The organism is Bacillus sp. 11B20 (assembly GCF_056098985.1).
This window is the reverse complement of record NZ_JBLZWZ010000009.1, coordinates 263,805-287,440: the sequence shown is the minus strand read 5'-3', so window position 1 is coordinate 287,440 and position 23,636 is coordinate 263,805. Positions and strand designations below refer to the sequence as shown.

General features: G+C 41.4%; 29 protein-coding genes and 1 other RNA gene. 23 read left to right on the top strand and 7 right to left on the bottom strand.

Annotated features, from left to right (window positions below):
* Nucleotides 1-17: 17 nt before the first annotated feature.
* From tpiA to ACN6NB_RS15630, 8 genes are all read left to right on the top strand, one after another.
* Entirely contained in the window at nucleotides 18-779 is a 762-nt protein-coding gene (gene tpiA, locus ACN6NB_RS15665; protein ID WP_268473756.1) for a triose-phosphate isomerase, read from the top strand.
* The gene (gpmI, locus tag ACN6NB_RS15660; protein ID WP_059377572.1) at nucleotides 772-2,307 is read left to right on the top strand and encodes a 2,3-bisphosphoglycerate-independent phosphoglycerate mutase; all 1,536 of its coding nucleotides are present in this window, start codon (nucleotides 772-774) and stop codon (nucleotides 2,305-2,307) included. Before tpiA ends, gpmI begins: the two co-directional genes overlap by 8 nt.
* Before the next feature lie 30 nt (nucleotides 2,308-2,337).
* The gene (gene eno, locus ACN6NB_RS15655) at nucleotides 2,338-3,630 is read left to right on the top strand and encodes a phosphopyruvate hydratase (RefSeq protein ID WP_474253424.1); all 1,293 of its coding nucleotides are present in this window, start codon (nucleotides 2,338-2,340) and stop codon (nucleotides 3,628-3,630) included.
* A gap of 256 nt (nucleotides 3,631-3,886) precedes the next feature.
* On the top strand, nucleotides 3,887-4,156 hold the full coding sequence (locus tag ACN6NB_RS15650) for a hypothetical protein (RefSeq protein WP_041107838.1): 270 nt from the start codon (nucleotides 3,887-3,889) through the stop codon (nucleotides 4,154-4,156).
* Between the two features lie 58 nt (nucleotides 4,157-4,214).
* A complete protein-coding gene (locus tag ACN6NB_RS15645) occupies nucleotides 4,215-4,982 on the top strand; it encodes an ATP-binding cassette domain-containing protein (RefSeq protein WP_047202985.1) in 768 nt (255 codons plus the stop codon).
* Nucleotides 4,954-6,351, top strand: coding sequence for a hypothetical protein (locus ACN6NB_RS15640; protein ID WP_126682320.1), 1,398 nt, complete (start codon nucleotides 4,954-4,956; stop codon nucleotides 6,349-6,351). Before ACN6NB_RS15645 ends, ACN6NB_RS15640 begins: the two co-directional genes overlap by 29 nt.
* Nucleotides 6,348-6,716, top strand: coding sequence for a hypothetical protein (locus tag ACN6NB_RS15635; protein ID WP_126682319.1), 369 nt, complete (start codon nucleotides 6,348-6,350; stop codon nucleotides 6,714-6,716). Before ACN6NB_RS15640 ends, ACN6NB_RS15635 begins: the two co-directional genes overlap by 4 nt.
* Entirely contained in the window at nucleotides 6,713-6,994 is a 282-nt protein-coding gene (locus tag ACN6NB_RS15630) for a hypothetical protein (RefSeq protein WP_039181498.1), read from the top strand. Before ACN6NB_RS15635 ends, ACN6NB_RS15630 begins: the two co-directional genes overlap by 4 nt.
* A 22-nt stretch (nucleotides 6,995-7,016) precedes the next feature.
* Here the strand turns inward: ACN6NB_RS15630 and ACN6NB_RS15625 are convergent, their stop codons facing one another.
* Both ACN6NB_RS15625 and ACN6NB_RS15620 read right to left on the bottom strand, forming a co-directional pair.
* Nucleotides 7,017-7,481: a GNAT family N-acetyltransferase gene (locus ACN6NB_RS15625; RefSeq protein ID WP_251181283.1), complete on the bottom strand. Its 465-nt coding sequence runs from the start codon at nucleotides 7,479-7,481 to the stop codon at nucleotides 7,017-7,019.
* A gap of 14 nt (nucleotides 7,482-7,495) precedes the next feature.
* Nucleotides 7,496-7,960 (bottom strand): hypothetical protein, encoded by a 465-nt coding sequence (locus ACN6NB_RS15620; RefSeq protein ID WP_126682317.1) that lies wholly within the window; start codon nucleotides 7,958-7,960, stop codon nucleotides 7,496-7,498.
* Nucleotides 7,961-8,078: 118 nt separating this feature from the next.
* Between ACN6NB_RS15620 and ACN6NB_RS15615 the strand changes: the two genes are divergently transcribed.
* The gene (locus ACN6NB_RS15615) at nucleotides 8,079-8,711 is read left to right on the top strand and encodes a MarC family protein (protein ID WP_058837609.1); all 633 of its coding nucleotides are present in this window, start codon (nucleotides 8,079-8,081) and stop codon (nucleotides 8,709-8,711) included.
* Nucleotides 8,712-8,766: 55 nt separating this feature from the next.
* On the opposite strand, the gene ACN6NB_RS15610 is transcribed toward ACN6NB_RS15615, so the two are convergent.
* Nucleotides 8,767-9,303: a GbsR/MarR family transcriptional regulator gene (locus ACN6NB_RS15610; RefSeq protein WP_024426065.1), complete on the bottom strand. Its 537-nt coding sequence runs from the start codon at nucleotides 9,301-9,303 to the stop codon at nucleotides 8,767-8,769.
* A gap of 269 nt (nucleotides 9,304-9,572) precedes the next feature.
* Between ACN6NB_RS15610 and ACN6NB_RS15605 the strand changes: the two genes are divergently transcribed.
* From ACN6NB_RS15605 to ACN6NB_RS15590, 4 genes are read left to right on the top strand one after another with little or no spacing between them, the layout of a single operon-like run.
* Nucleotides 9,573-10,721 (top strand): betaine/proline/choline family ABC transporter ATP-binding protein, encoded by a 1,149-nt coding sequence (locus tag ACN6NB_RS15605; protein ID WP_039181485.1) that lies wholly within the window; start codon nucleotides 9,573-9,575, stop codon nucleotides 10,719-10,721.
* 13 nt (nucleotides 10,722-10,734) lie between these two features.
* Nucleotides 10,735-11,388, top strand: a complete 654-nt coding sequence (locus tag ACN6NB_RS15600; protein ID WP_025094045.1) for an ABC transporter permease — start codon at nucleotides 10,735-10,737, stop codon at nucleotides 11,386-11,388.
* A 13-nt stretch (nucleotides 11,389-11,401) separates the two neighbouring features.
* The gene (locus ACN6NB_RS15595; RefSeq protein WP_039181479.1) at nucleotides 11,402-12,319 is read left to right on the top strand and encodes an osmoprotectant ABC transporter substrate-binding protein; all 918 of its coding nucleotides are present in this window, start codon (nucleotides 11,402-11,404) and stop codon (nucleotides 12,317-12,319) included.
* 21 nt (nucleotides 12,320-12,340) lie between these two features.
* Complete coding sequence (locus tag ACN6NB_RS15590) at nucleotides 12,341-13,030, top strand: ABC transporter permease (protein WP_034280931.1); 690 nt, start codon at nucleotides 12,341-12,343, stop codon at nucleotides 13,028-13,030.
* 80 nt (nucleotides 13,031-13,110) lie between these two features.
* On the opposite strand, the gene ACN6NB_RS15585 is transcribed toward ACN6NB_RS15590, so the two are convergent.
* The 3 genes from ACN6NB_RS15585 to ACN6NB_RS15575 form a co-directional block, all read right to left on the bottom strand.
* The gene (locus ACN6NB_RS15585) at nucleotides 13,111-13,431 is read right to left on the bottom strand and encodes a winged helix-turn-helix transcriptional regulator (RefSeq protein WP_024423485.1); all 321 of its coding nucleotides are present in this window, start codon (nucleotides 13,429-13,431) and stop codon (nucleotides 13,111-13,113) included.
* 81 nt (nucleotides 13,432-13,512) lie between these two features.
* Nucleotides 13,513-13,914 (bottom strand): helix-turn-helix domain-containing protein, encoded by a 402-nt coding sequence (locus ACN6NB_RS15580; RefSeq protein WP_126682592.1) that lies wholly within the window; start codon nucleotides 13,912-13,914, stop codon nucleotides 13,513-13,515.
* A 130-nt stretch (nucleotides 13,915-14,044) separates the two neighbouring features.
* Nucleotides 14,045-14,449, bottom strand: a complete 405-nt coding sequence (locus tag ACN6NB_RS15575; RefSeq protein WP_034660010.1) for a helix-turn-helix domain-containing protein — start codon at nucleotides 14,447-14,449, stop codon at nucleotides 14,045-14,047.
* A 154-nt stretch (nucleotides 14,450-14,603) separates the two neighbouring features.
* Here ACN6NB_RS15575 and ACN6NB_RS15570 point away from each other — a divergent pair, with 154 nt between their 5' ends.
* The 9 genes from ACN6NB_RS15570 to ACN6NB_RS15530 all read left to right on the top strand — a co-directional run bounded on the left by ACN6NB_RS15570 (nucleotide 14,604) and on the right by ACN6NB_RS15530 (nucleotide 21,310).
* A complete protein-coding gene (locus ACN6NB_RS15570) occupies nucleotides 14,604-14,837 on the top strand; it encodes a helix-turn-helix domain-containing protein (protein ID WP_024719830.1) in 234 nt (77 codons plus the stop codon).
* A gap of 29 nt (nucleotides 14,838-14,866) precedes the next feature.
* On the top strand, nucleotides 14,867-15,157 hold the full coding sequence (locus ACN6NB_RS15565) for an AbrB/MazE/SpoVT family DNA-binding domain-containing protein (RefSeq protein ID WP_047202977.1): 291 nt from the start codon (nucleotides 14,867-14,869) through the stop codon (nucleotides 15,155-15,157).
* Nucleotides 15,158-15,343: 186 nt separating this feature from the next.
* Nucleotides 15,344-15,577, top strand: coding sequence for a preprotein translocase subunit SecG (secG, locus tag ACN6NB_RS15560; RefSeq protein ID WP_003212746.1), 234 nt, complete (start codon nucleotides 15,344-15,346; stop codon nucleotides 15,575-15,577).
* 127 nt (nucleotides 15,578-15,704) lie between these two features.
* Nucleotides 15,705-16,451, top strand: coding sequence for an alpha/beta hydrolase (locus ACN6NB_RS15555; protein WP_039181462.1), 747 nt, complete (start codon nucleotides 15,705-15,707; stop codon nucleotides 16,449-16,451).
* Nucleotides 16,452-16,470: 19 nt separating this feature from the next.
* Nucleotides 16,471-18,813, top strand: coding sequence for a ribonuclease R (rnr, locus tag ACN6NB_RS15550; protein ID WP_025094047.1), 2,343 nt, complete (start codon nucleotides 16,471-16,473; stop codon nucleotides 18,811-18,813).
* A 139-nt stretch (nucleotides 18,814-18,952) separates the two neighbouring features.
* Nucleotides 18,953-19,423, top strand: coding sequence for an SsrA-binding protein SmpB (gene smpB, locus ACN6NB_RS15545; protein WP_012011279.1), 471 nt, complete (start codon nucleotides 18,953-18,955; stop codon nucleotides 19,421-19,423).
* 174 nt (nucleotides 19,424-19,597) lie between these two features.
* Nucleotides 19,598-19,961: a transfer-messenger RNA gene (gene ssrA / locus ACN6NB_RS15540) on the top strand.
* A 298-nt stretch (nucleotides 19,962-20,259) separates the two neighbouring features.
* A complete protein-coding gene (locus ACN6NB_RS15535; protein ID WP_039181448.1) occupies nucleotides 20,260-20,733 on the top strand; it encodes a hypothetical protein in 474 nt (157 codons plus the stop codon).
* A 7-nt stretch (nucleotides 20,734-20,740) separates the two neighbouring features.
* The gene (locus ACN6NB_RS15530; protein WP_039181445.1) at nucleotides 20,741-21,310 is read left to right on the top strand and encodes a hypothetical protein; all 570 of its coding nucleotides are present in this window, start codon (nucleotides 20,741-20,743) and stop codon (nucleotides 21,308-21,310) included.
* A 91-nt stretch (nucleotides 21,311-21,401) separates the two neighbouring features.
* Here the strand turns inward: ACN6NB_RS15530 and ACN6NB_RS15525 are convergent, their stop codons facing one another.
* Entirely contained in the window at nucleotides 21,402-21,641 is a 240-nt protein-coding gene (locus ACN6NB_RS15525) for a hypothetical protein (protein WP_099663688.1), read from the bottom strand.
* 245 nt (nucleotides 21,642-21,886) lie between these two features.
* Between ACN6NB_RS15525 and ACN6NB_RS15520 the strand changes: the two genes are divergently transcribed.
* Nucleotides 21,887-23,488, top strand: coding sequence for a histidine kinase N-terminal 7TM domain-containing diguanylate cyclase (locus tag ACN6NB_RS15520; RefSeq protein WP_039181438.1), 1,602 nt, complete (start codon nucleotides 21,887-21,889; stop codon nucleotides 23,486-23,488).
* Nucleotides 23,489-23,636 lie beyond the last annotated feature (148 nt).

Genomic DNA, 23,636 nt, shown 5'->3' with positions numbered 1-23,636 from the left:
ATAAGGAAGTGTCAATCATGAGAAAACCAATTATAGCTGGGAACTGGAAAATGAACAAAACACTTGGCGAAGCAGTCAGCTTCGTTGAAGAAGTTAAGTCATCTATTCCATCTCCTGACAAAGTGGAATCCATTGTCTGTGCGCCAGCTCTTTTCCTTGAAAAGCTAAACAGCCTTTCAAACGGAACAGACCTTAAAATTGGTGCACAAAACATGCACTTTGAAGAAAATGGTGCATTCACTGGTGAAATCAGCCCTGCTGCTCTAAAAGATCTAGGCATCGGCTATTCAGTGATTGGGCATTCAGAGCGCCGTGAATTCTTTGCAGAAACAGATGAAACAGTGAACAAAAAAGCACATGCAGCATTCAAGCTTGGCATCGTTCCAATTATTTGTGTAGGTGAAACGCTTGAAGAGCGTGAAGCTGGCAAAACAAATGAACTTGTCGCTGATCAAGTGAAGAAAGCACTAGCTGGTTTAACGAAGCAGCAAGTGGCTGAATCTGTGATTGCCTATGAGCCAATCTGGGCTATCGGTACAGGAAAATCTTCTACAGCGAAAGATGCAAACGATGTTTGCGCACACATCCGCCAAACCGTTGCAAGCGAATTTGGTCAAGAAGCGGCAGACAGCCTTCGCATTCAATATGGCGGAAGCGTGAAGCCTGCAAATATTAAAGAATATATGGCAGAATCCGATATTGACGGTGCTTTGGTAGGCGGCGCAAGCTTAGAACCTCAGTCTTTCGTTCAATTATTGGAGGAAGGTCAATATGAGTAAGAAACCAGCAGCATTAATCATCTTAGACGGGTTCGGTTTAAGAGGCGAAACAGTCGGTAACGCTGTCGCACAAGCAAAAAAACCGAACTTTGACCGCTACTGGAACGAATTTCCGCATCAAACCTTAACGGCTTCAGGTGAGGCAGTAGGTCTCCCGGAAGGTCAAATGGGGAACTCTGAAGTAGGACATTTGAATATCGGTGCAGGACGCATTGTATATCAAAGCTTAACAAGAGTGAATGTTGCCATTCGTGATGGGGAATTTGAGAAAAACGAAACGTTCCTAGATGCAATGACTTATGCAAAAGAGAATGACAAGGCGCTTCATTTATTTGGTCTCTTGTCAGACGGCGGTGTGCACAGTCACATCCAGCATCTTTTTGCCCTGCTGAAGCTGGCGAAAAAAGAAGGCTTAACAAAGGTATACATTCATGGCTTCTTGGACGGACGTGACGTTGGTCAGAAGACAGCCAAAGTGTACTTAAAACAGCTGGAAGAACAAATCAAAGAAATCGGTGTCGGTGAAGTGGCAACACTTTCTGGACGCTATTACTCAATGGACCGTGACAAACGCTGGGATCGTGTGGAGAAAGCGTACCGCGCGATGGCGTATGGTGAAGGCCCAAGTTATCAAAACATCTATGATGTCGTTGATGACTCCTATGAAAATGGAATCTACGATGAATTCGTTATTCCATCTGTTATTACGAGAGAAAATGGTGAGCCGGTTGCCAAAGTAAACGACGGTGACTCTGTGATTTTCTATAACTTCCGTCCAGACCGTGCCATCCAAATCTCGAACACTTTCACAAATGCAGATTTCCGCTCGTTTGACCGCGGAGAAGCTCATCCGAGGAATTTACACTTCGTCTGCTTCACACACTTCAGTGAAACGGTTGACGGCTATGTTGCCTTCAAACCAGTGAATTTGGATAACACAGTAGGAGAAGTGCTTGCTCAAAACGGATTGAAACAGCTGCGGATTGCTGAAACAGAGAAATATCCTCACGTGACGTTCTTTATGAGCGGTGGCCGTGAAGAAGAATTTCCTGGTGAAGACCGCATCTTAATCAATTCACCAGATGTCGCAACCTATGACCTCAAGCCAGAAATGAGCGCTTACGAGGTAAAGGATGCACTTGTTGCAGACATCAATGCTGACAAGCATGATGCGATCATTCTGAACTTTGCTAACCCGGATATGGTTGGTCATTCAGGTATGCTTGAGCCAACAATCAAAGCCATTGAAGCAGTAGATGAGTGCTTAGGAGCTGTAGTCGACGCAATCCTGGCAAAAGGCGGACATGCCATCATCACGGCAGACCACGGTAACGCAGACGTGCTAATTACCGAAGAAGGAAAGCCGCATACTGCACATACAACGAATCCTGTGCCAGTCATCGTGACGAAAAAAGGTGCGACGCTTAGAGAAGGCGGCATTTTAGCCGATCTATCTCCAACGCTTTTAGACTTACTTGGTCTTGAAAAACCAAAAGAGATGACAGGAACATCATTGATTCAAAAATAACAAATTGATTCAAAAGGAGAGAAATTAAAAATGCCATACATTGTTGACGTATATGCACGCGAAGTATTAGACTCTCGCGGTAACCCAACAGTTGAAGTAGAAGTTTACACAGAATCTGGCGGCTTTGGCCGTGCGCTTGTTCCAAGTGGTGCTTCTACTGGTGAATATGAAGCAGTAGAACTACGTGACGGAGACAAAGACCGTTACCTTGGAAAAGGTGTTCTGACAGCTGTAAACAACGTAAACGAAGTCATTGCACCAGAGCTTTTAGGCTTTGATGTAACAGAACAAGTAGCGATCGACAAAATGTTAATCGAACTTGACGGAACAGAAAACAAAGGGAAATTAGGCGCAAACGCAATCCTTGGCGTATCTATCGCTGTAGCACGTGCGGCTGCTGATTTCTTACAAATTCCACTTTATCAATACCTTGGTGGATTTAACTCCAAAACGCTTCCAGTACCGATGATGAACATCGTCAACGGTGGAGAGCATGCGGATAACAACGTAGACATTCAAGAATTCATGATTATGCCTGTAGGTGCTCCAAACTTCCGTGAAGCACTTCGCATGGGCGCTCAAATCTTCCATAGCCTGAAATCTGTATTAAGCGCAAAAGGCTTAAACACAGCTGTAGGTGACGAAGGTGGATTCGCTCCAAACCTTGGTTCTAACGAAGAAGCACTTCAAACAATCGTTGAAGCGATCGAAAAAGCTGGCTTCAAACCAGGTGAAGAAGTGAAACTTGCAATGGATGCTGCATCTTCTGAGTTCTACAACAAAGAAGACGGTAAATATCATTTATCAGGCGAAGGTGTTGTGAAAACATCTGCTGAAATGGTTGACTGGTATGAAGATATGGTATCGAAATACCCAATCATCTCTATCGAAGACGGCCTTGATGAAAACGACTGGGAAGGTCACAAACTATTAACTGAGCGCCTTGGCAGCAAGGTTCAGTTAGTAGGAGACGACTTGTTCGTTACAAATACGAAGAAGCTTTCTGAAGGAATCAAAAACGGCGTTGGTAACTCAATCCTGATCAAAGTAAACCAAATCGGTACATTAACTGAAACATTTGATGCAATCGAAATGGCAAAACGCGCAGGATACACAGCAGTCATCTCTCACCGTTCTGGTGAAACAGAAGACAGCACAATTGCAGACATCGCAGTTGCAACAAACGCTGGACAAATCAAAACAGGTGCTCCGTCTCGTACGGACCGTGTGGCGAAATACAACCAATTACTTCGCATCGAAGATCAATTGGCTGAAACAGCACAATATCATGGCATTGCAACATTCTATAACTTGAATAAATAATGTCAGCTATGCGCTGCGTTCCACTCTTTCATGAGAGCGGGACGCAGCGTTTTTTTTGTTGAGCGAAATCCGCTGGCTAATTCATTTGACTTATCCTATTTCTGTAAAACCTCCTCCTTCAGTTAGAGAAGAAGTCAAAACCCCCTCCATTTATAAGCACTAAATCATGAAAATTCGTCTAAAAATATGATCTGAAATGAACTTATGCTTTCTGTAAGGGGGTGGTATCATTTTACATATATTAGGGGGTGATGAGATGCTGAATCCTTTTAGCCTTCGTTTTCCAGTAGGTGTGTATATGTATGTCCTTCACCTGTTGGCGGCATATGATGAAAGGAAGCAACGAATTCTAACTTCTAAGAATGTACAGAAAAACGCATTTTGGATTTATGTCCTTGCCGCTATATTGGGCATTATTTCACTTGGAGCATTGATTTGGGCATGCAAGACATTTGGACGGGGCTCGAAATTTTTAGGAGAGTTCAAATTATTAGGCATGTACGTTAAAATCCAGTGTGGTTATTAACAGGGATGAGAACAGATGCAAGGTCATCTGTTCTATCTGAATCAAACGGAGGGATATGATGCTGACATTACAATTAAAAGAAAAAACATATAGCCGCACCTTCTCTCTCCGCAATATTCAAATAAGTGTCGAGAAAGGGCAGATGCTGCTGCTTTTGGGGCATAATGGTGCGGGAAAGACGACGATGATCCAATCCATGTTTGGGCTGACGCCATTTATAGGATGCGTCACTTTACATGGTAAACAGCTGAACCTTCAATCCTCAGAACATATCTCCTTGTTGAAAAAACATGTTTCCTATATTCCTGATGACCATTCGTTGTTCGATTATTTATCGCCGAGGGAATACTTTCAATTACTTCAGCTGCCAAATGAGCAAGATGTCACACGGGAAGAGACGTTCATTGATCTGTTTGAGCTGGGGTCGTATATGGATCAGCCTATCGCTCAGCTGTCTCATGGCAATCAAAAGAAAACGCAGATCATTTCACAGCTCCTCAGGCCATGTGATTATTATGTGTTTGATGAGCCAACGAACGGACTTGATCCAGATATGATGATCATCTTAAAAAAGGTGCTCATGAAGCTGAGAGAGCAAGGCGCTGGCATTCTCATTTCAACCCATCATTTGAGTTTTGGTGATACGCTTTATGACCATCTCATGATCTTGAGAAATGGTGACGTCAAGCTGGATATGTCCCGCCAAGAAACGAATCAGACATTTCCTCATCAGGCACTTGAAGAGATTTATAAAGAAGTGAATCGAGATTACTATATGCAGGTGGAGAGGTTACTCAATGATCTGGACACGACACGTTCTTCATAAAATAGAATGGGGGATGCTGACAGCAAAAGGAAAGCAGCTCGCAAAAAAGTACCCAATACAGCTTCTCGCAGCCGCGGCTTTTTTCTTGCTCATGTATGCGATATACGTCGTTATCAGCCTGCGCTTTTTCATGCAGGCAGGAGAAAGCGAGCCGGCTACTCTATACCTCCAATTGATGAAAATGACGCTTTTACTTTTAAGCGCAGGCATTGTGTTATCCCGCAATAAATTAAAGCGCCAGGAATATCAATTCTACTTTTTGAATAGTGCGATACAAAGTGTGCCATTTGTCCTTTGTGTATATTTCTTTCCGATGCTCTTTTGTTTCCTCGTGGTTGGACTGCTTTTTTTACCGATTGTATTAGGCCTTTTGATCAGCGGTGTTACGCCATCTCTTTATTGGATAACGGTTGTATGCATGACTTGCTGTGTACTGGCTCTGTTTGCACTCGCTTCTTGGATGGTGATGCGGATTGCTGTGAGCCATTTCGTATCAAAAACAAAAGAGCATTTGCTGCTGCAAACGCTCGGCTTTGCGGTGCTGAATCTATTGGTGTTTCTCCTTTTGCAAAAAGCAATGGAGATGATCCGCGTATGGCCATCAGTCTATCTCATATTTCTAATGATCCTTCTAAGCGCTGCCTGGCTATGGCTGAAGGGGTTAGCGGCTTCTTATGTCCATTGGATGTTTTTGCAGCTGAAAACAGAGGTGAAGTCGTTTTCTTATAAGAAAATCAGAACGCAATCTTCCTTTCTGACGCACCTGCGGCAGGAATTGGTCTATTTCAGCCGTTCAGCTGTTTTTAAAGAACAGGGCATTTTGTTTTTATTTCTCGTTTGTTTGACGGCGGGGCTGCCTTTTGTTTTTACACCGGTAGAAATCGGCTGGCTGTATGCCTTTATTGTTCAGTATGCGTTAAAGGAAATATTGATCATGCTTCCGCTGATGATTGGCAGAGAATATCATATGAATCAAAGGGCCATCTTTATGTTAAATACATCAAAGGGCGCTTATTTGTTGTCGAGAATTTTATTTTATTACGCTATTAATTTGTTGCTATATTTTGTGTTTATTGGGTTTGCATCTATAGTGATAGGCATTGAAAGTGAAGGCCATGTCCTTGCAAGTTTGTCCATTTTGTTGATCACTGCCATGGCGGCCTGTACCGGATTTATCGTGAAGATCAGTGAGTTTAATAAACTGTTTGTCATCGTAATGATGATTGCTGTATTCAGCTTCATCGATATGCTTTTATTGAAGTGGCTTTCAACAGATGTGTATCTTCTCACCACCGCCTATCTGCTAGGTTCACTTGCATTTTTTAGCTGTATATATGCGGTCATGTTAAAGAGGCCTGTCTTGCGATGATAGAGCTTGTGTGTAGTTTCCTATTGGTTGTGCTGATACATGAACTCGGTCATATGCTGATGATCATGGTGTGTAACAAAATCGAAAAAAGGCCGCTCTTTGATTTTGTGATAACGATTGATTGGAAGCATGTGGCGCTGGTCCATGAGAAATTTGTCCGTCCGAGCTTCAATATGATGGTGGCACTTGCAGGTCCGCTCTTTCCGGTGCTTTGTTCGATTGTGCTTTTTATGATATGGAAGCATCCGATAAGTCATCAACTGCTGTTTTTTTCTTTACTAAATACGGTGATGCTGCATCCAGCTTGCCCTGACGGAAAAAATATCACAGCCAGTTTAAAAGAGATGAAGGAGAGAAAGAGATGATTAAAGTATTTCATTCGTTTTCCAGCGGTTTAACACTTGCGATGCTGTATGTATTTGCTGTGTTTATGACCCCTGTTTTTTTACTGCTGCTAGAGGTCAATCATGTTGAATCAAGTCCATCAATGTTTGGCATGCCATTTTATATCATGAAAATTGAAGAGTATCAATTCAGTTCAGAGGCGACGCTCTTTGGATGTGTGGTCTGCTTTTTAGCTGGCGCCGTGCTCTATTTTTTCATTCAATATGTGAAGCATGTGGTGAAAAAGCGCAGAACATAAAAAAAGCAGACGGAACAAAACATCAGTCTGCTTGCAAAGTGAGTGAGAGCCGTACCATATCCATACACTGAATGCCATTTTCAAAAATCGGTTCATCATAATGCTTAAGAAAGAAATCTTGGTCAATAGATGTCATGCGGAAGCCGCACTTCTGATAAAGTGCGAGTTGCTGAATGCTCGAGTTGCCTGTGCCGATTTCAATCGTGTGAAAGCCGGCGGCTTTCGCTTCAGAAATGGCATGGCGGATCAGCTGCTTTCCAATTCCTTTTCCTTGCCATGATTCCTTCACGGCGACGTTGATTATTTCGACTGTCTGCTGAGACAGAGATAAAAGCACATAGATACCAATCACGTCCTGTTCATGATAAGCGGCATAACAAGTACCGGATTGCACATATTCAAGAACCTTTTCCTTTGAAGGATCAGCTAAGAGTAAAAGGTCCATAGGGACAGCATGATCACCTGACAATGGCCGAATGTGTATCATGTTTTTCATCCTTTCTATTCTTTAATATATCCTTGTTTCACACCCCAATCATATTGATCCTGTACCCATTGTGAGGGCGGATTGTGGGTGACATTTGGGTCTTTTTTGACAGTTGTTTTCCTTGGAGTCTGTGAAGTCTGCTTATTCGCTTGAGCAGTGGCTTTCGCTGCTGTCAGCTCTTTTTGAAGCTGGTCGATTTTTGCCTCAAGCGCTTTACGCTGTTTGACTTCTTTTTGATAGGCTTTCTTTTCTTTTTTGAGCTTTTTCGTGATGGTAGACAGTTTCTTTTTTTGATCTTCGTTTTTATGCTTCATATCTGCTTGATTTGATTTTAACTTCGAAAGCTGCTCAGTGTTTGTTTTGCTTTCTTGCTGATGTTTTTCCTCTGCTGCTTTGATGGACTGCTGCTGCCAAACAATCCAGCCGGCTGCTCCTAAAACCACAGCACATAAAAGGATGATGGTGATCGTTTTCTTCATGTGTCATTCCCCTTTCTTTAAACCTTTATTATCATCGGTTAAATATATACAGGTTTTAACATCACAAGGGAATATTCACATCAGATTGGCAGACACTAAGAAAAAAGGAGGGTGTCTGTTGATTTCCTTTATGATTCATGTCGTGGTCTCATTATTTGCTGTATCAAACCCTATTGGAAACGTGCCTCTTTTTATCACCTTAACTGAAGGATATACAGAGAAAGAACGCTCCCAAACAGCCAAAAAAGCCATTGTGGTCTCTTTCATTATTTTGGTTGCCTTTTTATTGGCAGGGAGGCTCATTTTCAAATTGTTTGGGATCGATATTCATGCACTCCGCATCGCCGGAGGTATTTTCATTTTTGGTATCGCTTACAATTTACTGAATGCAAAGGAGTCACATGTCCAAAACCCTCATTCTGAGGAAAAGGCAGAAAGCAAAGAAAAGGCTGATGTCTCCGTTACGCCGCTGGCGATTCCGATCATCGCTGGTCCCGGTACAATCGCTACAGTGATGAGCTTAACCCCGGGAAGTCAAGTGATGCTTCACATGTTTGCGATTTTAATCGGCATTGTCATCGTACTGGCGATGACCTTTTATGCCTTTCATTATTCAAGTTTCATTATGCGAAAAATGGGGAAAACAGAGATGAATGTCGTGACGCGCTTAATGGGATTAATTCTTGCTGTAGTGGCAGTTGAAATGATTGGTGCGGGCTTAAAAGGGATGTTTCCGATGTTTATGTCATAAGTGTATATAAAAAAGCTGTTTTTTTCTACAATGATGTAAAATAAAACAGCTTTTTTTAAGGTTTCGGCACATGCTTAAATACTTCTTCACTCTCAAAGAATTCAATTAAGCGGCTAATCCAATCATAGTAATCAAGACTTTCCTTGATTTCTGAAAGAAGCAGATTGATTTTATCCTCTGTCTCTTCTGGCAGGTCGTCCTGTTCAAGCAATTCCAGCAATTCCTTGCACGTTTTCTTATGTGCTTTGCGGTTTTTGCTGACAACTCGGGACCAATTGGCTGCAAACAAGGAAATAAACGTTTGGTATTGATCTTGCTCAACGTCATAAAGATCTTTACGTATTCCTTTTTCATAAACCTTTTCCGCAATATTCAAATCGAGCATTTCTCGAACGACTTGACTCATTCTCGTTTTGCTCATGCCTGTCGCCTCTGATAGCTCTCCAAGCGTCATTGGTTTACGGTTCATGTGAATGATACCAAGCACTCTACCTACTGTAGAAGAAAGACCAAAGGCATTCATGTTCTCGGCAGCTTTTTCAATATAATGATCCTGTGCTTTTTGAATGGCGCCTAACGCTTGCTTGTCCACTCCCCGATTCATCCCTTCACGACTGACAATTTGTAACACAATATATCATATACCTGTTTGTTGATGAAAACAATAAATATTGAGTATTTGCTCGTAATTTGGAGGAAAAAGGAGAGATCTCTATCTAGCAGGACGTTAACTGAAAATTTTAAATAAATGTTATGCAATACAAACACATCGTAAACTTTTTATTTTATAAAGTTTGCACTATAATAAATAAGGTGTAAATTTTCTGAAAATATTGATCCGACTAATTGGAGGTGTCTCATTTGCTGAAACTAGAGAATGTATCTAAGACGTATAAAGGCGGAAAAAAAGCTGTAAAAAATATTGATTTAGAAATAGCAAAAGGAGAATTTATTTGTTTTATTGGACCGAGTGGCTGTGGTAAGACAACAACCATGAAGATGATCAACCGACTCATCGAACCTTCCTCAGGAAACATCTTCATCGAGGGAGAAAATATTATGAAAAAAGATCCAGTTCAATTAAGAAGAGAAATTGGCTATGTGATTCAGCAAATTGGACTGTTCCCCCATATGACCATCGCACAAAACATTTCACTTGTTCCAAAGCTGTTAAAATGGCCGGAAGAAAAACGAAAAGAACGGGCACGTGAACTGCTGAAGCTTGTCGACATGGGACCAGAATATTTAGAACGCTACCCTCATGAACTCAGCGGAGGACAGCAGCAGCGCATCGGTGTTCTTCGCGCACTAGCAGCGGAACCCCCTCTGATCCTCATGGATGAACCGTTTGGCGCACTTGATCCAATCACACGAGATTCATTGCAGGAAGAATTTAAGAAACTGCAAAAAACGTTAAATAAAACCATCGTATTCGTCACACATGACATGGACGAAGCCATTAAACTAGCTGATCGAATTGTGATTTTAAAAGATGGAGAGATTGTCCAAGTAGGTACGCCTGACGATATTCTGCGCAACCCTGCCAATGAATTCGTAGAAGAATTCATCGGAAAAGAACGTCTGCTTCAATCAAATCCGAATATGGAACGTGTAGAACAAATGATGAACACGTCACCAGTCACCATTACAGTTGAAAAAACATTAACAGATGCCATCTACATCATGAGAGAAAAGCGGGTCGATTCCTTGCTTGTAGTAGATGAACATCATGTGCTAAAAGGCTATATCGACATTGAAACAATCGATGCGAACCGCAGAAAAGCAGCTTTTGTTGGTGATATTTTAAATACAGAGTTCTATACCGTACAAGAAGGCGCACTTCTAAGAGACACTGTCCGGAAAATCTTAATACGCGGCATTAAATATGTACCGGTTGTGGATGCAGAAGGGCACTTAAAAGGCATTGTGACACGTGCAAGTCTTGTAGATGTTGTGTACGACTCCATTTGGGGAGACGATACGCCGGCGGCTGTCACTGAAATGAATTAAGGGAGGTGTACACATGGATCAAATCATCGACTTTCTAGAGAAAAATGGTGGGGAACTCCTCACAAAAATGTGGGAGCATTTATATATTTCCTTAATTGCTGTTGTGCTTGGTATTATCGTTGCCGTTCCTTTAGGTGTGGTTCTCACACGAATGAAACGAGGCGCAGGTTTTATCATCGGTATCGTGAATATCTTTCAAACACTCCCTAGTTTAGCGATTCTTGCTTTTTTTATTCCTATTTTGGGGGTTGGGAAAATACCTGCAATCGTTGCTCTCTTTTTCTATTCGGTTTTACCTATTTTAAGAAATACGTATGCCGGGGTCCAAGGTGTGAACAAAAACTTGCTTGAATCCGGTAAAGGAATCGGGATGACAACATGGGAACAAATTCGTCTTGTTGAACTCCCGCTTGCTGTACCGGTCATTATGGCAGGTGTCAGAACGTCAACGATTTATTTAATTGGCTGGACAACACTTGCAGCCTTTATCGGTGGAGGCGGTCTAGGTGACTACATTTTGATTGGACTTCAGCTGTATCAGCCGGAATTTATTATTGCAGGTGCGATCCCAGTCACGATTTTAGCAGTCATCATCGACCTATCATTAATGAAGCTGGAGAAAAAAGTAACACCAGAAGGCTTAAAAGGATTGAAGGAAGTTTCATAAGGAGTTGGCTTATGTGAAGAATCGAAAAACAAAATGGATCAGTGCACTGCTTGCCGGATGCTTGCTATTGATAAGCGGCTGTTCACTTCCTGGACTAGCCGGCTCCTCAGGGGGCACGCTGCGAATCGGAGCACAAAACTTTACCGAATCAGAAATTATGGCCTATATGGTTGGCGATATGATCGAACATTACACAGATAAAAAGACAACCATTGTGAAAAACCTAGGCTCCAACACTGTGCAGCAGAAAGCAATGGAAAACGGAGACGTTGACATCTCTGCCACAAGATATTCAGGCACGGATTTAACAAGTACGCTTGGAATGGATGCAGAAAAAGACCCGGAGCGTGCGATGGAGATTGTCCAAAAAGAATTTAAGAAACGATATGATTACAAATGGTTTGATTCTTATGGATTTGATAATACGTATGCCTTTGCCGTGACGCAGAAGATGGCGAAGGAAAACAAGTTAGAAACGGTTTCTGATTTGAAAAAGAATGCGAACAATTACCGTTTTGGTGTCGATAACGTATGGCTCAAAAAGAAAGGCGACGGCTATGAAGGGTTTGTGAAAACATACGGAATTAAATTTGGCAGCACATATCCGATGCAAATTGGTTTAGTCTATGATGCATTAAAAAATGAAAAAATGGATATTGTGCTTGCCTATTCTACAGATGGACGAATCAAGGCCTATAACCTTAAAATTTTAAAAGATGATAAACGTTTCTTCCCGCCATATGATGCATCGCCAGTAGTCCCGGAGAAAGTCTTAAAAGAAAATCCAGGGCTTAATAAGGTGATCAACAGGCTGATCGGAAAAATCGATACAGAACAAATGCAAGAGTTGAACTATCAAGTCGACGGCGAGCTTCAAGAACCAGCAACCGTTGCGAAGAATTTCCTGAAAAAACACAATTACTTTGAGTAAGATGGGGAGGTGTCACGGCTGATGGACACACTGCAGCAATTATGGACGTATTATCAGCAGAACGGTTCATATGTGTTAGAAGAATTTTATCGGCATTTTCTCATGTCGGCGTATGGGGTGTTGTTTGCGGCGATTGTCGGGATTCCAGTAGGCATCTTTGTGGCGCATTACCGCAAGCTGAGCAATTGGGTCTTCGCCATTACCAACGTCATTCAAACGATACCGGCATTAGCGATGCTTTCCGTGTTGATGCTTGTATTAGGACTTGGCGCAAATACAGTCATCCTATCACTCTTTTTGTATTCGCTTCTGCCGATCATCCGAAACACGTATACAGGCATTGTCAGCATTGAACATGCCTATTTAGAATCAGGTAAAGCGATGGGCATGACGAAATGGCAAGTGCTGAGAATGGTTGAATTACCGCTTGCTTTATCAGTCATTATGGCAGGTTTAAGAACCGCACTGGTCATCGCCATCGGTATTACAGCGATTGGAACATTTGTAGGCGCGGGAGGTCTTGGTGATATCATCATCAGAGGATCAAACGCCACAAACGGAACAGCCATCATTTTAGCAGGTGCGATCCCAACGGCACTCATGGCTATCATTGCTGACCTTGTCATGGGCTGGCTCGAACGCTATTTAAGCCCGACAAACAAGAAAAAAGAAAGAAAAGCGTTAGCTGAAAAAAACATCACATCTGCTTAAGCGGTTGAAAAGACAAAACCTCCCTTACATCTGTAAGGGAGGTTGTTTTATGATGATCAGACAGTTCACATGCATGTATTTTATGATTCAAGCGTGATCCATTCAGAGGACCACTTCGCAATTTCTTCAAAAACGGGTGCAAGTGAACGTCCCATATCTGTTAAAGAATACTCTATGCGCACGGGTGTTTCAGCAAAAACCTCCCGTTTTACAATACCTGCTGCCTCCAGCTCTTTTAATCTCTCAGATAATACTCTTCCGCTTAAATTTGTCAGGGCTGCCTCAATTTCACTAAAGCGCTGCTGACCTGAGAGAAGCTGAAAAACAATCAGTGCCACCCAGCGTTTGCTCAATAACTCAACTGCTTTTTCAAACCGCGGGCACATGTCAGATTGATTCATCTTTCTTCACTCCAATCTGAACCCATTATACCGTAAATCTGTCATAAATCGGCGTAAAAAGCTTGTTAATGATGAAAACATTTATGAGGATGATCGGCTGTTTAACATAAATAACAAATAGCGGTTGAGGTCCTCTATTTCTTTTTTCGAAAGGGTCGACCATATGTCACCATCAAATATTTCGAGATCATCAAGTTCATATTTCGCTGAGGCTTCCTTTATTTTGGATAAAGCCAGATCCTCTTCCTTGATCTGATGGACAGGAGAGACTTCCTCAATATAGCCCGCAGCCTGCATCATGTCTTCATAAGGTACCTTTAACGCACCAGCTAGCTTTTTAATCGTAGGAGGTTTCGGAATGCCGCGTTTCCCGTTTTCAATACGAGAAATACCGGCAGCGCTGACCTCAGAATACATCGCTAATTGGTTCACTGAAAGCTTCTTTTCTTCACGTAATGCTCTTAAATATGCACCAAAGTTCATCAACGCAAAACCTCACATGGTTATAGATTCGATATGTCTATTCTACTTGATTTGTTGACTATTGGCAATAAGTATACCATGAAAATATTGACATTAGTTAATGGTGGATGTACATTAGGTTTATGCCCCGCTATTTGTTCGCCTTTTTTTGGTTGATGAGCGTGAGAAAGTATTCATTCAGCTGGCTGATGTCTTGTGCGGAGAGCCTTTCCCATTTGTCCCCGTCAAAAATGGGAAGATGTTCTACATCTTTTTGAAGCGCCGTTTGATAGATTTTTAACATGGACTCATATTTCGGTTTCATTTCATGAACTTGTTCCTGTTCAATATGACCGGCAAGCAGCATTAAATCCTCATAAGGCACCTTCAAGGCGTGTGCTAATTTTTTTATGGTTAAAGGCTTTGGCACACCGCGCTTTCCATTTTCAATACGAGAAATACCAGCAGCGCTTACACCTGAATACATGGCAAGTTGATTGACCGACATTTTTCTATTTTCTCTTAAAATGCGTAATTGTTCACCAAAGTGATTCATGACATCGAACCTCACATTTCAGTATATGACTTATTTTAGTATGATCATTGACCAAAGGAAATAGCAGAGGGGTAAAAGTGTTGACATAAGTTAATGAATCTGCTTGATGTGAGAGCCTTACATGTTGTACATATTGATTCCATAGGAGGTTGTAATGATGGTCGAAAAGATTCAGATCAGGCGGGCTTTTGTCATGCAGTATATGATCGAGAACGATATGTCTTTAAATCAGCTCGCTGATGAAATTGGCATCTCTCCTGCCACTCTTAGCAGGGTATTAAATGGTCACCGGAAACCAGGACAGCTTGTCATTGGCAAAATGATTCATTACTTTGATAAAAAATTTGAAGATCTATTTTACTATGAAAATGTTGACAAAAGTCAATGATTCATATCATCACCAAGGAGGAAATGTCATTGAAAAGGACTGGGATGGTCAGACAAATTGATTCTCTCGGCAGAATTGTTCTGCCCTCAGAAATGCGCAAGGTACTCAATATTAAAGAAGAGCAGCTGTTAGAAATTTTCATTGAAGATCAAACCATTATGCTGAAAAAATATGATGCAGATAAGAGCTGCCTGCTAACGGGACAAGTGACGAAGTACAACAAAAGCTATGGAAATGGAAGCGTGATGCTGAGTCCTGAAGGAGCTGAACGTTTGTTAGAAGAATTAAAACAGCTATTGAAGGAAGAAGCAACTCATTAAAAATGAGTTTTTAACCGGAAAATTGCATATAAAAATGCTGCAGCCAGCACTTTGGAACGAAATTGTATCAAAATAACGAATCAAGTCGACAATATATAGGAAATCTTTATTTTGATGTTTCGTGACATGCACCTTGTTTTCATGTAAAATAAAGTTATGTGTACCAGTTTGTCTGGAGGTGTTTTCATGCACGCATTTGTTATCACATTACTCGTAATTGTCAGTATCGCACTTATCATCGTTGTATTACTACAATCAAGTAAAAGTGCTGGACTGTCAGGCGCTATTTCAGGTGGAGCCGAGCAGCTTTTCGGTAAACAAAAAGCGAGAGGCCTTGACTTGATTCTTCACCGATTAACGGTTATTTTGTCAGTGCTTTTCTTCATCTTAACACTTGCATTGGCATATTTAGGCGTGTAAAGCGCGAGTAACAGAAGGTCTGATCTTTTTTCAGACCTTTTTTTATTATCAGCACTCTTTTGTGTTTGTTTCATACATACAAGTGGAAAATATAAACCATATCAGAAGGAAAGGAAGTCACATCATCATGAAAGTTGTTACACCAAAACCATTTACGTTTAAAGGTGGAGAAAAGGCGGTGCTTCTTCTTCACGGTTTTACTGGGAATACAGCCGATGTTCGAATGCTTGGCCGTTATTTGAACGAAAGAGGATATACATGTCATGCACCTCAATATAAAGGTCACGGTGTGCCGCCAGAAGAGCTTGTCCATACAGGCCCGGCTGACTGGTGGAAAGATGTAGAAGAAGGCTATCAATTCTTAAAAGATGAGGGCTATGAAGAGATTGCGGTTTGCGGACTATCCCTCGGAGGAGTTTTTTCATTGAAATTAGGTTACACTGTACCTGTAAAGGGAATTGTACCTATGTGTGCACCTATGTACATAAAAAGTGAAGAAGTCATGTACCAGGGTGTACTAGATTATGCCCGTAACTATAAGAAATTTGAGGGTAAGTCAGAGGACCAAATTGAACAAGAAATGGAAGCGTTCAAGAAAACACCAATGGATACTCTCAAGAGTTTGCAAGAACTGATTGCAGATGTCAGAAACAATGTCGACATGATCTATTCACCTACTTTTGTTGTGCAGGCACGTCACGATCATATGATTAATACAGACAGTGCGAATATCATTTATAACGAAGTAGAGACAGATGATAAGCATCTGAAATGGTATGAAGAATCAGGCCATGTCATCACGCTTGATAAAGAGCGGGAGAAGGTTCATCAGGATGTCTATGCATTCTTAGAATCACTTGATTGGTCAATTTAAATATATAGGGGGTTAGAGTGTGCAAAAAGAAGAATTTATGGATGAATTACTCGCTTTTATGAAAGAAGAAGCGTATAAACCGTTAACCGTTCAAGAGCTGGAAGTCATGATGGAGATTACCAATCCTGATGATTATAAAGAGCTCGTCAAAGCACTTGTGACGCTGGAAGATCAAGGACTAATCGTTCGCACGCGCAGCGACCGTTACGGTGTACCAGAAAAAATGAATTTAGTAAAAGGAAAGCTGTCTGCTCATGCAAAAGGATTTGCATTTGTAACGCCAGAAGAGTTTGGACAGGATGATATTTTCATTCCCCCAAATGAGTTAGGCACAGCGATGAATGGCGATACTGTCATGGTTCGTGTCAGCCACAAATCAAACGGCACGAAAAAAGAAGGAACTGTCATCCGCATTCTGGAGCGTAATACTCAGACGGTTGTCGGTACCTATACTGAAACGAAAAGCTTTGGCTTTGTCATTCCTGATGATAAAAAAATCACAAACGATATCTTCATTCCGAAATCCGCTAAAAACGGAGCGGTTGAAGGTCATAAAGTCGTTGTGACGCTGACAAGCTACCCTGAAGGAAGAATGAGTGCAGAGGGTGAAGTGACTGAAATCCTTGGTCATAAAAATGACCCTGGCATTGATATTTTGTCGATCATTCATAAACACGGTCTGCCAGGTGAATTCCCAGAAGAAGCACTTCAGCAGGCAGCGGACACACCGGAAACGATTGATGAAAAAGACCTTGAAGGCAGACGTGATCTGCGCAATGAAACGATCGTGACGATTGACGGTGCAGATGCGAAGGACTTAGATGATGCCGTAACCGTGCAAAAGCTGGATGATGGCAAATATAAGCTCGGCGTGCACATTGCAGACGTTTCTCATTATGTCACAGAGAATTCGCCGATTGATCAGGAAGCTTATGAACGTGGAACGAGTGTGTATCTCGTCGATCGCGTCATTCCGATGATTCCGCATCGTTTGTCAAACGGTATTTGTTCATTAAATCCAAAGGTCGATCGTCTCACCCTGTCTTGTGAAATGGTCATTGATCGTAACGGGAAAGTCGTCAAACACGAGATTTTCCAAAGTGTGATCAAAACGACAGAGAGAATGACCTATTCCGATGTAAATAAGATTTTAGTCGACCAAGACGAAGAGCTTCTAAACAAATATGAGCCGCTTGTTCCGATGTTCCAAGAGATGGAGAAGCTTGCAGAGATTCTACGTGACAAACGAATGGAGCGCGGAGCTGTAGACTTTGATTTCAAGGAAGCAAAAGTACTTGTAGATGATGAAGGCGCAGCGAAAGATGTTGTCATTCGTGAGCGTTCCGTTGCAGAGAAATTAATTGAAGAATTCATGCTTGTTGCAAACGAAACAGTTGCAGAGCATTTCCACTGGATGAATGTTCCGTTCATTTACCGAATTCACGAAGAACCAAATCCTGAGAAACTTCAGCGCTTTTTAGAGTTCGTGACGACGTTTGGTTACATTGTAAAAGGAACGTCAACGAATATTCACCCGCGCGCACTTCAAAGTGTCCTCGATGCTGTCAGGGATCAACCAGAAGAAGTCGTCATTCAAACTGTGATGCTTCGCTCTATGAAACAGGCGAAGTATGATCCAGAAAGCATTGGCCATTTTGGATTATCAACGGAATTCTATACACATTTCACATCACCGATCCGACGTTACCCGGATTTAATCGTGCATAGACTGATTAGAACCTATTTGATTCAGAAAAAGACAGATGAAGCGACCTTAGAAAAGTGGGGCCAGCTGCTGCCTGAAATCGCAGATCATGCATCTACGATGGAGCGCCGCTCAGTCGATGCAGAGCGTGAAACAGATGATCTGAAGAAGGCAGAGTTTATGCTAGATAAAATCGGTGAAGAGTTTGATGGCATGATTAGTTCCGTGACGAACTTCGGACTATTCGTTGAACTGCCAAATACGATAGAAGGTCTTGTCCATGTCAGCTACATGACTGACGACTATTATCGCTTTGATGAGCAGCACTTTGCCATGATCGGTGAACGGACAGGAAATGTCTACCGTATCGGTGATGAAATCACTGTCAAAGTCGTGAATGTCAATAAAGATGAGCACTCGATTGATTTTGAAATCGTCGGTATGAAGGGCACTCGCCGTAAATCACCAAAAGATTTCAAGTTCAAAAAACGGACAGATCCACCAGCGAAAAAAGGGCGTGGAGGTCAAAAAGCCTCTGGGGAAAAAGGCAAAGAGGATAAAAGCGGAAGTGACTGGTTCACAAGCCGTAAGAAGAAGAAAAAGAAAAAACGTGTATTTGAAAACGCACCGAAACAAAAACGGAAAAAGAAAAAGTAACGTGCCAAAAAGCAAATAGGGCATCACGCTCTATTTGCTTTTTGACCACATGGCGTCAGCATTGTCGAAAGGTGGATTGTTTGATAAAATAATCCGTACGATTTGAACCGTGTCTGTGTCAAAAGGAGGGTGTACGCCAATGCCAAAGGGAGAGGGAAAGGTTGTTTCCCAAAACAAAAAAGCAAATCATGATTACTTTATAGAAGAAACTTACGAAGCCGGCCTTGTATTACAAGGAACTGAAATCAAATCGATTCGTGCTGGAAAAGTGAATTTAAAAGATTCCTTTGCCAAAATCGAGCGAGGAGAAGTGTTTCTTCACAACATGCACGTGAGCCCATACGAACAGGGGAACCGTTATAACCATGATCCGCTGAGAACGAGAAAGCTGCTGCTTCATCGCAAGCAAATCAGCAAATTGATTGGTGCGACAAAGGAAGAAGGCTATTCACTTGTGCCTCTGAAACTATATTTGAAAAATGGCTTTGCCAAAGTGCTGATCGGAATCGGAAAAGGGAAGAAGAAATACGATAAGCGTGAAGATCTGAAGAAAAAAGATGCAAAACGTGAAATCGAACGTGCCTTCCGCGATCGTCAAAAGCAATTCTAGCCTGATGCAGATGGCTTGCTGAGAGCGGAAGCATTATGCTACAATATGTTATGCAGAAAACAATCTTCGCTGTTTTGACAGAAACCACCAGTTGTTTCGAGCGATGAGATTGTTATAATAGTTATATACGGAAGCAGTGAAGCTGAACTTCCATCCCGTATATCCCTTTTACAAGGGGACGTTACGGATTCGACAGGGATGGTTCGAGCTTAGGCTGCGAGCCGAGAGGCGATCTCGTTAACACGCACTTAAATGTAACTGGCAAAACTAAAAGTTTTAACCAAAACTTAGCACTAGCTGCCTAATAAGCGCAGCGAGCTCTTCCTGACATCGCCTATGTGTCTGTGAGGAGCCCAATGAAGTAGGCTACGCTTACGTTTCCGTCTGAGGACGTAAGAAGAGATCCATCAGACTAGCTCTCCAAGCGCCCGTCAGCAGGCATGAGGATGAGTGAACACGTAAATATGTTGACTACGCTCGTAGACGCTTAAGTAATCGATGTCTCTGGACGTGGGTTCGACTCCCACCGTCTCCATCAAAACTTTTAGAATGCAGTCGTATCAAGGGTTTGAAAGCTCTTGATGCGGGACTGGCAACATGAAAATTGAGATTAAATACAAGAAGACGCTATTGATAGCGTCTTTTTTTTATGCTTTTTATAATTTTTTAACAGAAAAGCCAAATGAGGATCTATTTACTAATAAATTGAATGAATAGCTAAATATAACTACTATTTAACCGATGAAATGTAGGAATGTTACACCATAAACAAGTGGCAATTTCATTAAATTTAAAGCTTGAAAATAACAGCAGGAATGCAGAAGGAGTTTATCTTAGTGAACAAAGTAAAGACTAAATCACTATTCGCAACGATGATCATGCTTGCTGTGCTGATGGTATTCGGTACAGCGTGCAGCAACCAAAAAGCAGAAAAAGAATATGCCGAGTGGTATGAGAACTACAGAAGTGATATCGAAGACACAATGCTCGTGTTTGCTAAAAAGATGGTGGCCATTGATGCAGGTAATGATGAATGGCTTGGATCTGTCGAGAAGTCACTTTTTGATGTACAAAAAGTCATTGATGAGGGTAATGAAAAGAAAAACGTTCCTGGTGCTTATAAAAAAGCACATGAGTATTTGCTAAAAGCAAACAAAGGATATCAATATGCCGTAGAAGAAACACCGAAAGCACTTGAAAATCTTGATCTTGAATCATTGGATAACATTTCGAAAAGTCTCGACAAAGCATACGATCAAACAGCCAAAGCCGATGACGAAGTAGAAAAAGTCTCAAAGGATAAGGAGTAATTCACACATGAAGACAAATAAAAGGACAATGATTTCAGTATTTCTTCTAGTATTTACATTGATGATGAGCACAGCATGCGGTAAAAATGAAGCAGCAAACGGTTCATCGTCAAATAAAACGCCGGCAAAACAAGAAAAAATTGAAAAGATGACCGATAAAGAATATGCTGCATGGTATAAGGGGTATTTAAAACGTTTTGAAGATAGAATTATGCCTTTCTTTTTTTCATTAGTTCCAATGGATAATGTTTATGATAAAGAATGGGCTAGTGAACTTGAGAAGAAAATTGATAGCCTGCGAGAATTACTTAGCGAAGCCAAAGAAAACGAAAACAAAGTTCCTGATACGTATAAAAAAGTAAATAGTTACTTAGTAAAAACAGATGACAAATTAGAACCGGTTTTCAAAGATATCATAAAGGTTACAAAGCAAGATAAGGTCGTTGATGATGATTTGAATTTCATAGATTCTAGAATGAAGAAAGCATTAGAAGAGATGGTTCTTGCAAAAACAGAAGTTAGTAAAATTGAAGATGAGAAAGCTAAAGATACACCAAAGGACAAATCAAAATCTTGATTTTAAAAAATGATGCTGGAACTTTTTAAGGGAGATACACCGAACTTGGATCACAACAGAAAAAGAGATGCCACATCTGGCATCTCTTTTCTTATGTACCCTTTCTCATAGAAGACACCACCAACCGAACAAACAAAGGAAAAACGACAACCACCGCAATCAGCATCAAAAATCCATCTGACACAAGTTCCACAAATGTAGTCTGAATCACATAAATCGCAATCAGCAGCAAGTAACTGATCAAAAATAATACTCCAGAACTTCTCTTTTCAAACGGTTTTTCCAAAAGAATCAGCATAAACAGCCCCATTATGATCATCCAAAAAGTCATATTCCTTTCTCCTTTCGAGTCTCCTCTCCATTGATCCCCACATTGTACATATATTTTTCTGGGCGCAACATACTTCTCCCTCAAATTAAGCAAAAAGTAGTGAAAATATAAGGGGGCACGAACAGTAACGCCTGAAATTTTACAAAAAACCTCCAACCAATTCAAAATCACATCTTCCCATTTGTGACGTCCTCATATATAGTAAGATTAGACTAGTTCTAAATGACTGAAATTGGGGCGTTTACATGGATTCGATTGTTTTACATTTTATTGTGATCATGAGTGTTTCTGGCATTCTGTCCGTGATATTATCAATCATTGCTCATGCAAACCGCCATCGGTATATTGGCTGTCAATTGTTTATGTACATGTCTGGAGCAACTGCGATTTATATCTTTGGGCATACGTTTGAATTATTGGCTCGTACCCCTGGAGAAATCATGTTCTGGGTTTGTTTTCAATACATAGGTCTTCCGTTTATCGCACCGCTCAGTCTGCTGATTGTGCTGCAATTTACGGGATTCCATCAATATTTCACAAAGCGCCGCGTGCTTCTCATCTTATTGATTCCAACTCTCACAACCATTTTGGTGTTCACCAACTCTTTACATTCGCTCTTTTATCGAGACATCACGATAAATCCAGTAGATGGTTTTTTATTGGCTGATTTTACGATTGGCTATTGGTATATCATCCATGGCGTTTATACGTTTGGCTGTTCGATGCTCGCTATTTTTATGCTGGTTTGGTTTTTACGTGTCACAAAAAAAGAATATTTAAAGCAGATTCTGATACTGTTAGTGGGAATGTTATTACCCATTATGACTTCTTTTATCTATTTATTAGGCGTCACTCCTTTTCATATTGATCCGGTCCCTGTGGTGATGTTTCTGACTAACGCACTCTATTTATGGGCGATTATGTCGTTCCAGCTCTTTAAAATCTCTCCCATTGCAATGGAGCGTGTGTTTGAGCATATGTCTGAAGGGGTTCTGATTTTAGATCGATATCGGACACTCATTGATTACAACCCCGCTGCAGCATCGATCATTCCGACACTTGCGAATAAAAAGGGAATTGGCTATAAAGTCGACGATATTTTCTCTGGAATCATCAAAGATTCAGCGTTCATTCAGTGGCTGCGCTCTCCGCAGGATCATTCGCAATATGATCTAATGTGGAAAAAGGAAAAAGACCAGTCCTGCTATTATCATCTGACCGCTTCGTCTCTATTTAATAAAAGAGGAGAGATCGAGGGCAGGCAAATAGTGATCAGTGATGTAACAGAGCAGCGTTTGCTGCAGGAAGAGCTGGAGCGTCGTGCGTATATCGATGGTTTGACGAATATTTTCAATCGTTCTTCTTTCATCGAACGAACGCAGCTGATTTTGGAAGAGGATGCGCAGGATACGGCGGTTATGCTGTTTGATATTGATTTCTTTAAACAAATTAATGACACACACGGACATCATATTGGAGATGAAGCACTGCGTCATGTTGTCTCTATTTGTCAGGAGCATTTACAAATGGATGATTTATTTGGACGATATGGGGGAGAAGAGTTTGCCATTTGTCTGCCGCATCAGTCATTTAAAGAGGCATGTCATATCGCGGAACAAATAAGACATTCGTTTGAAGCGAGTTTCTTTACGAATGATGAGGAAAAAGTGCGAGTGACAGCGAGCTTTGGAATTGCTCATACAGCCAATGATCCTTGTGTATTAGAAACACTTCTATTTGAAGCGGATCAGGCCTTGTATATGTCAAAACGCCAAGGACGGAACCGGATTTATGCATCAACTGGTAAGGGCCATGTGCTGTATCATGAGCAGGACCTCCCGAATTGACTGTTGTCCCGACATTCGATATGATAAACATAACATTTGAACGGTTTCCTAAAAGGGGAGTAGCTTTTACGGTCTGGTCGTCATTACAGAAACATTCGTTGTTTCTCGGTCATTCCGGCATGAACAATGTTAGCCAGACCTTTGCCTA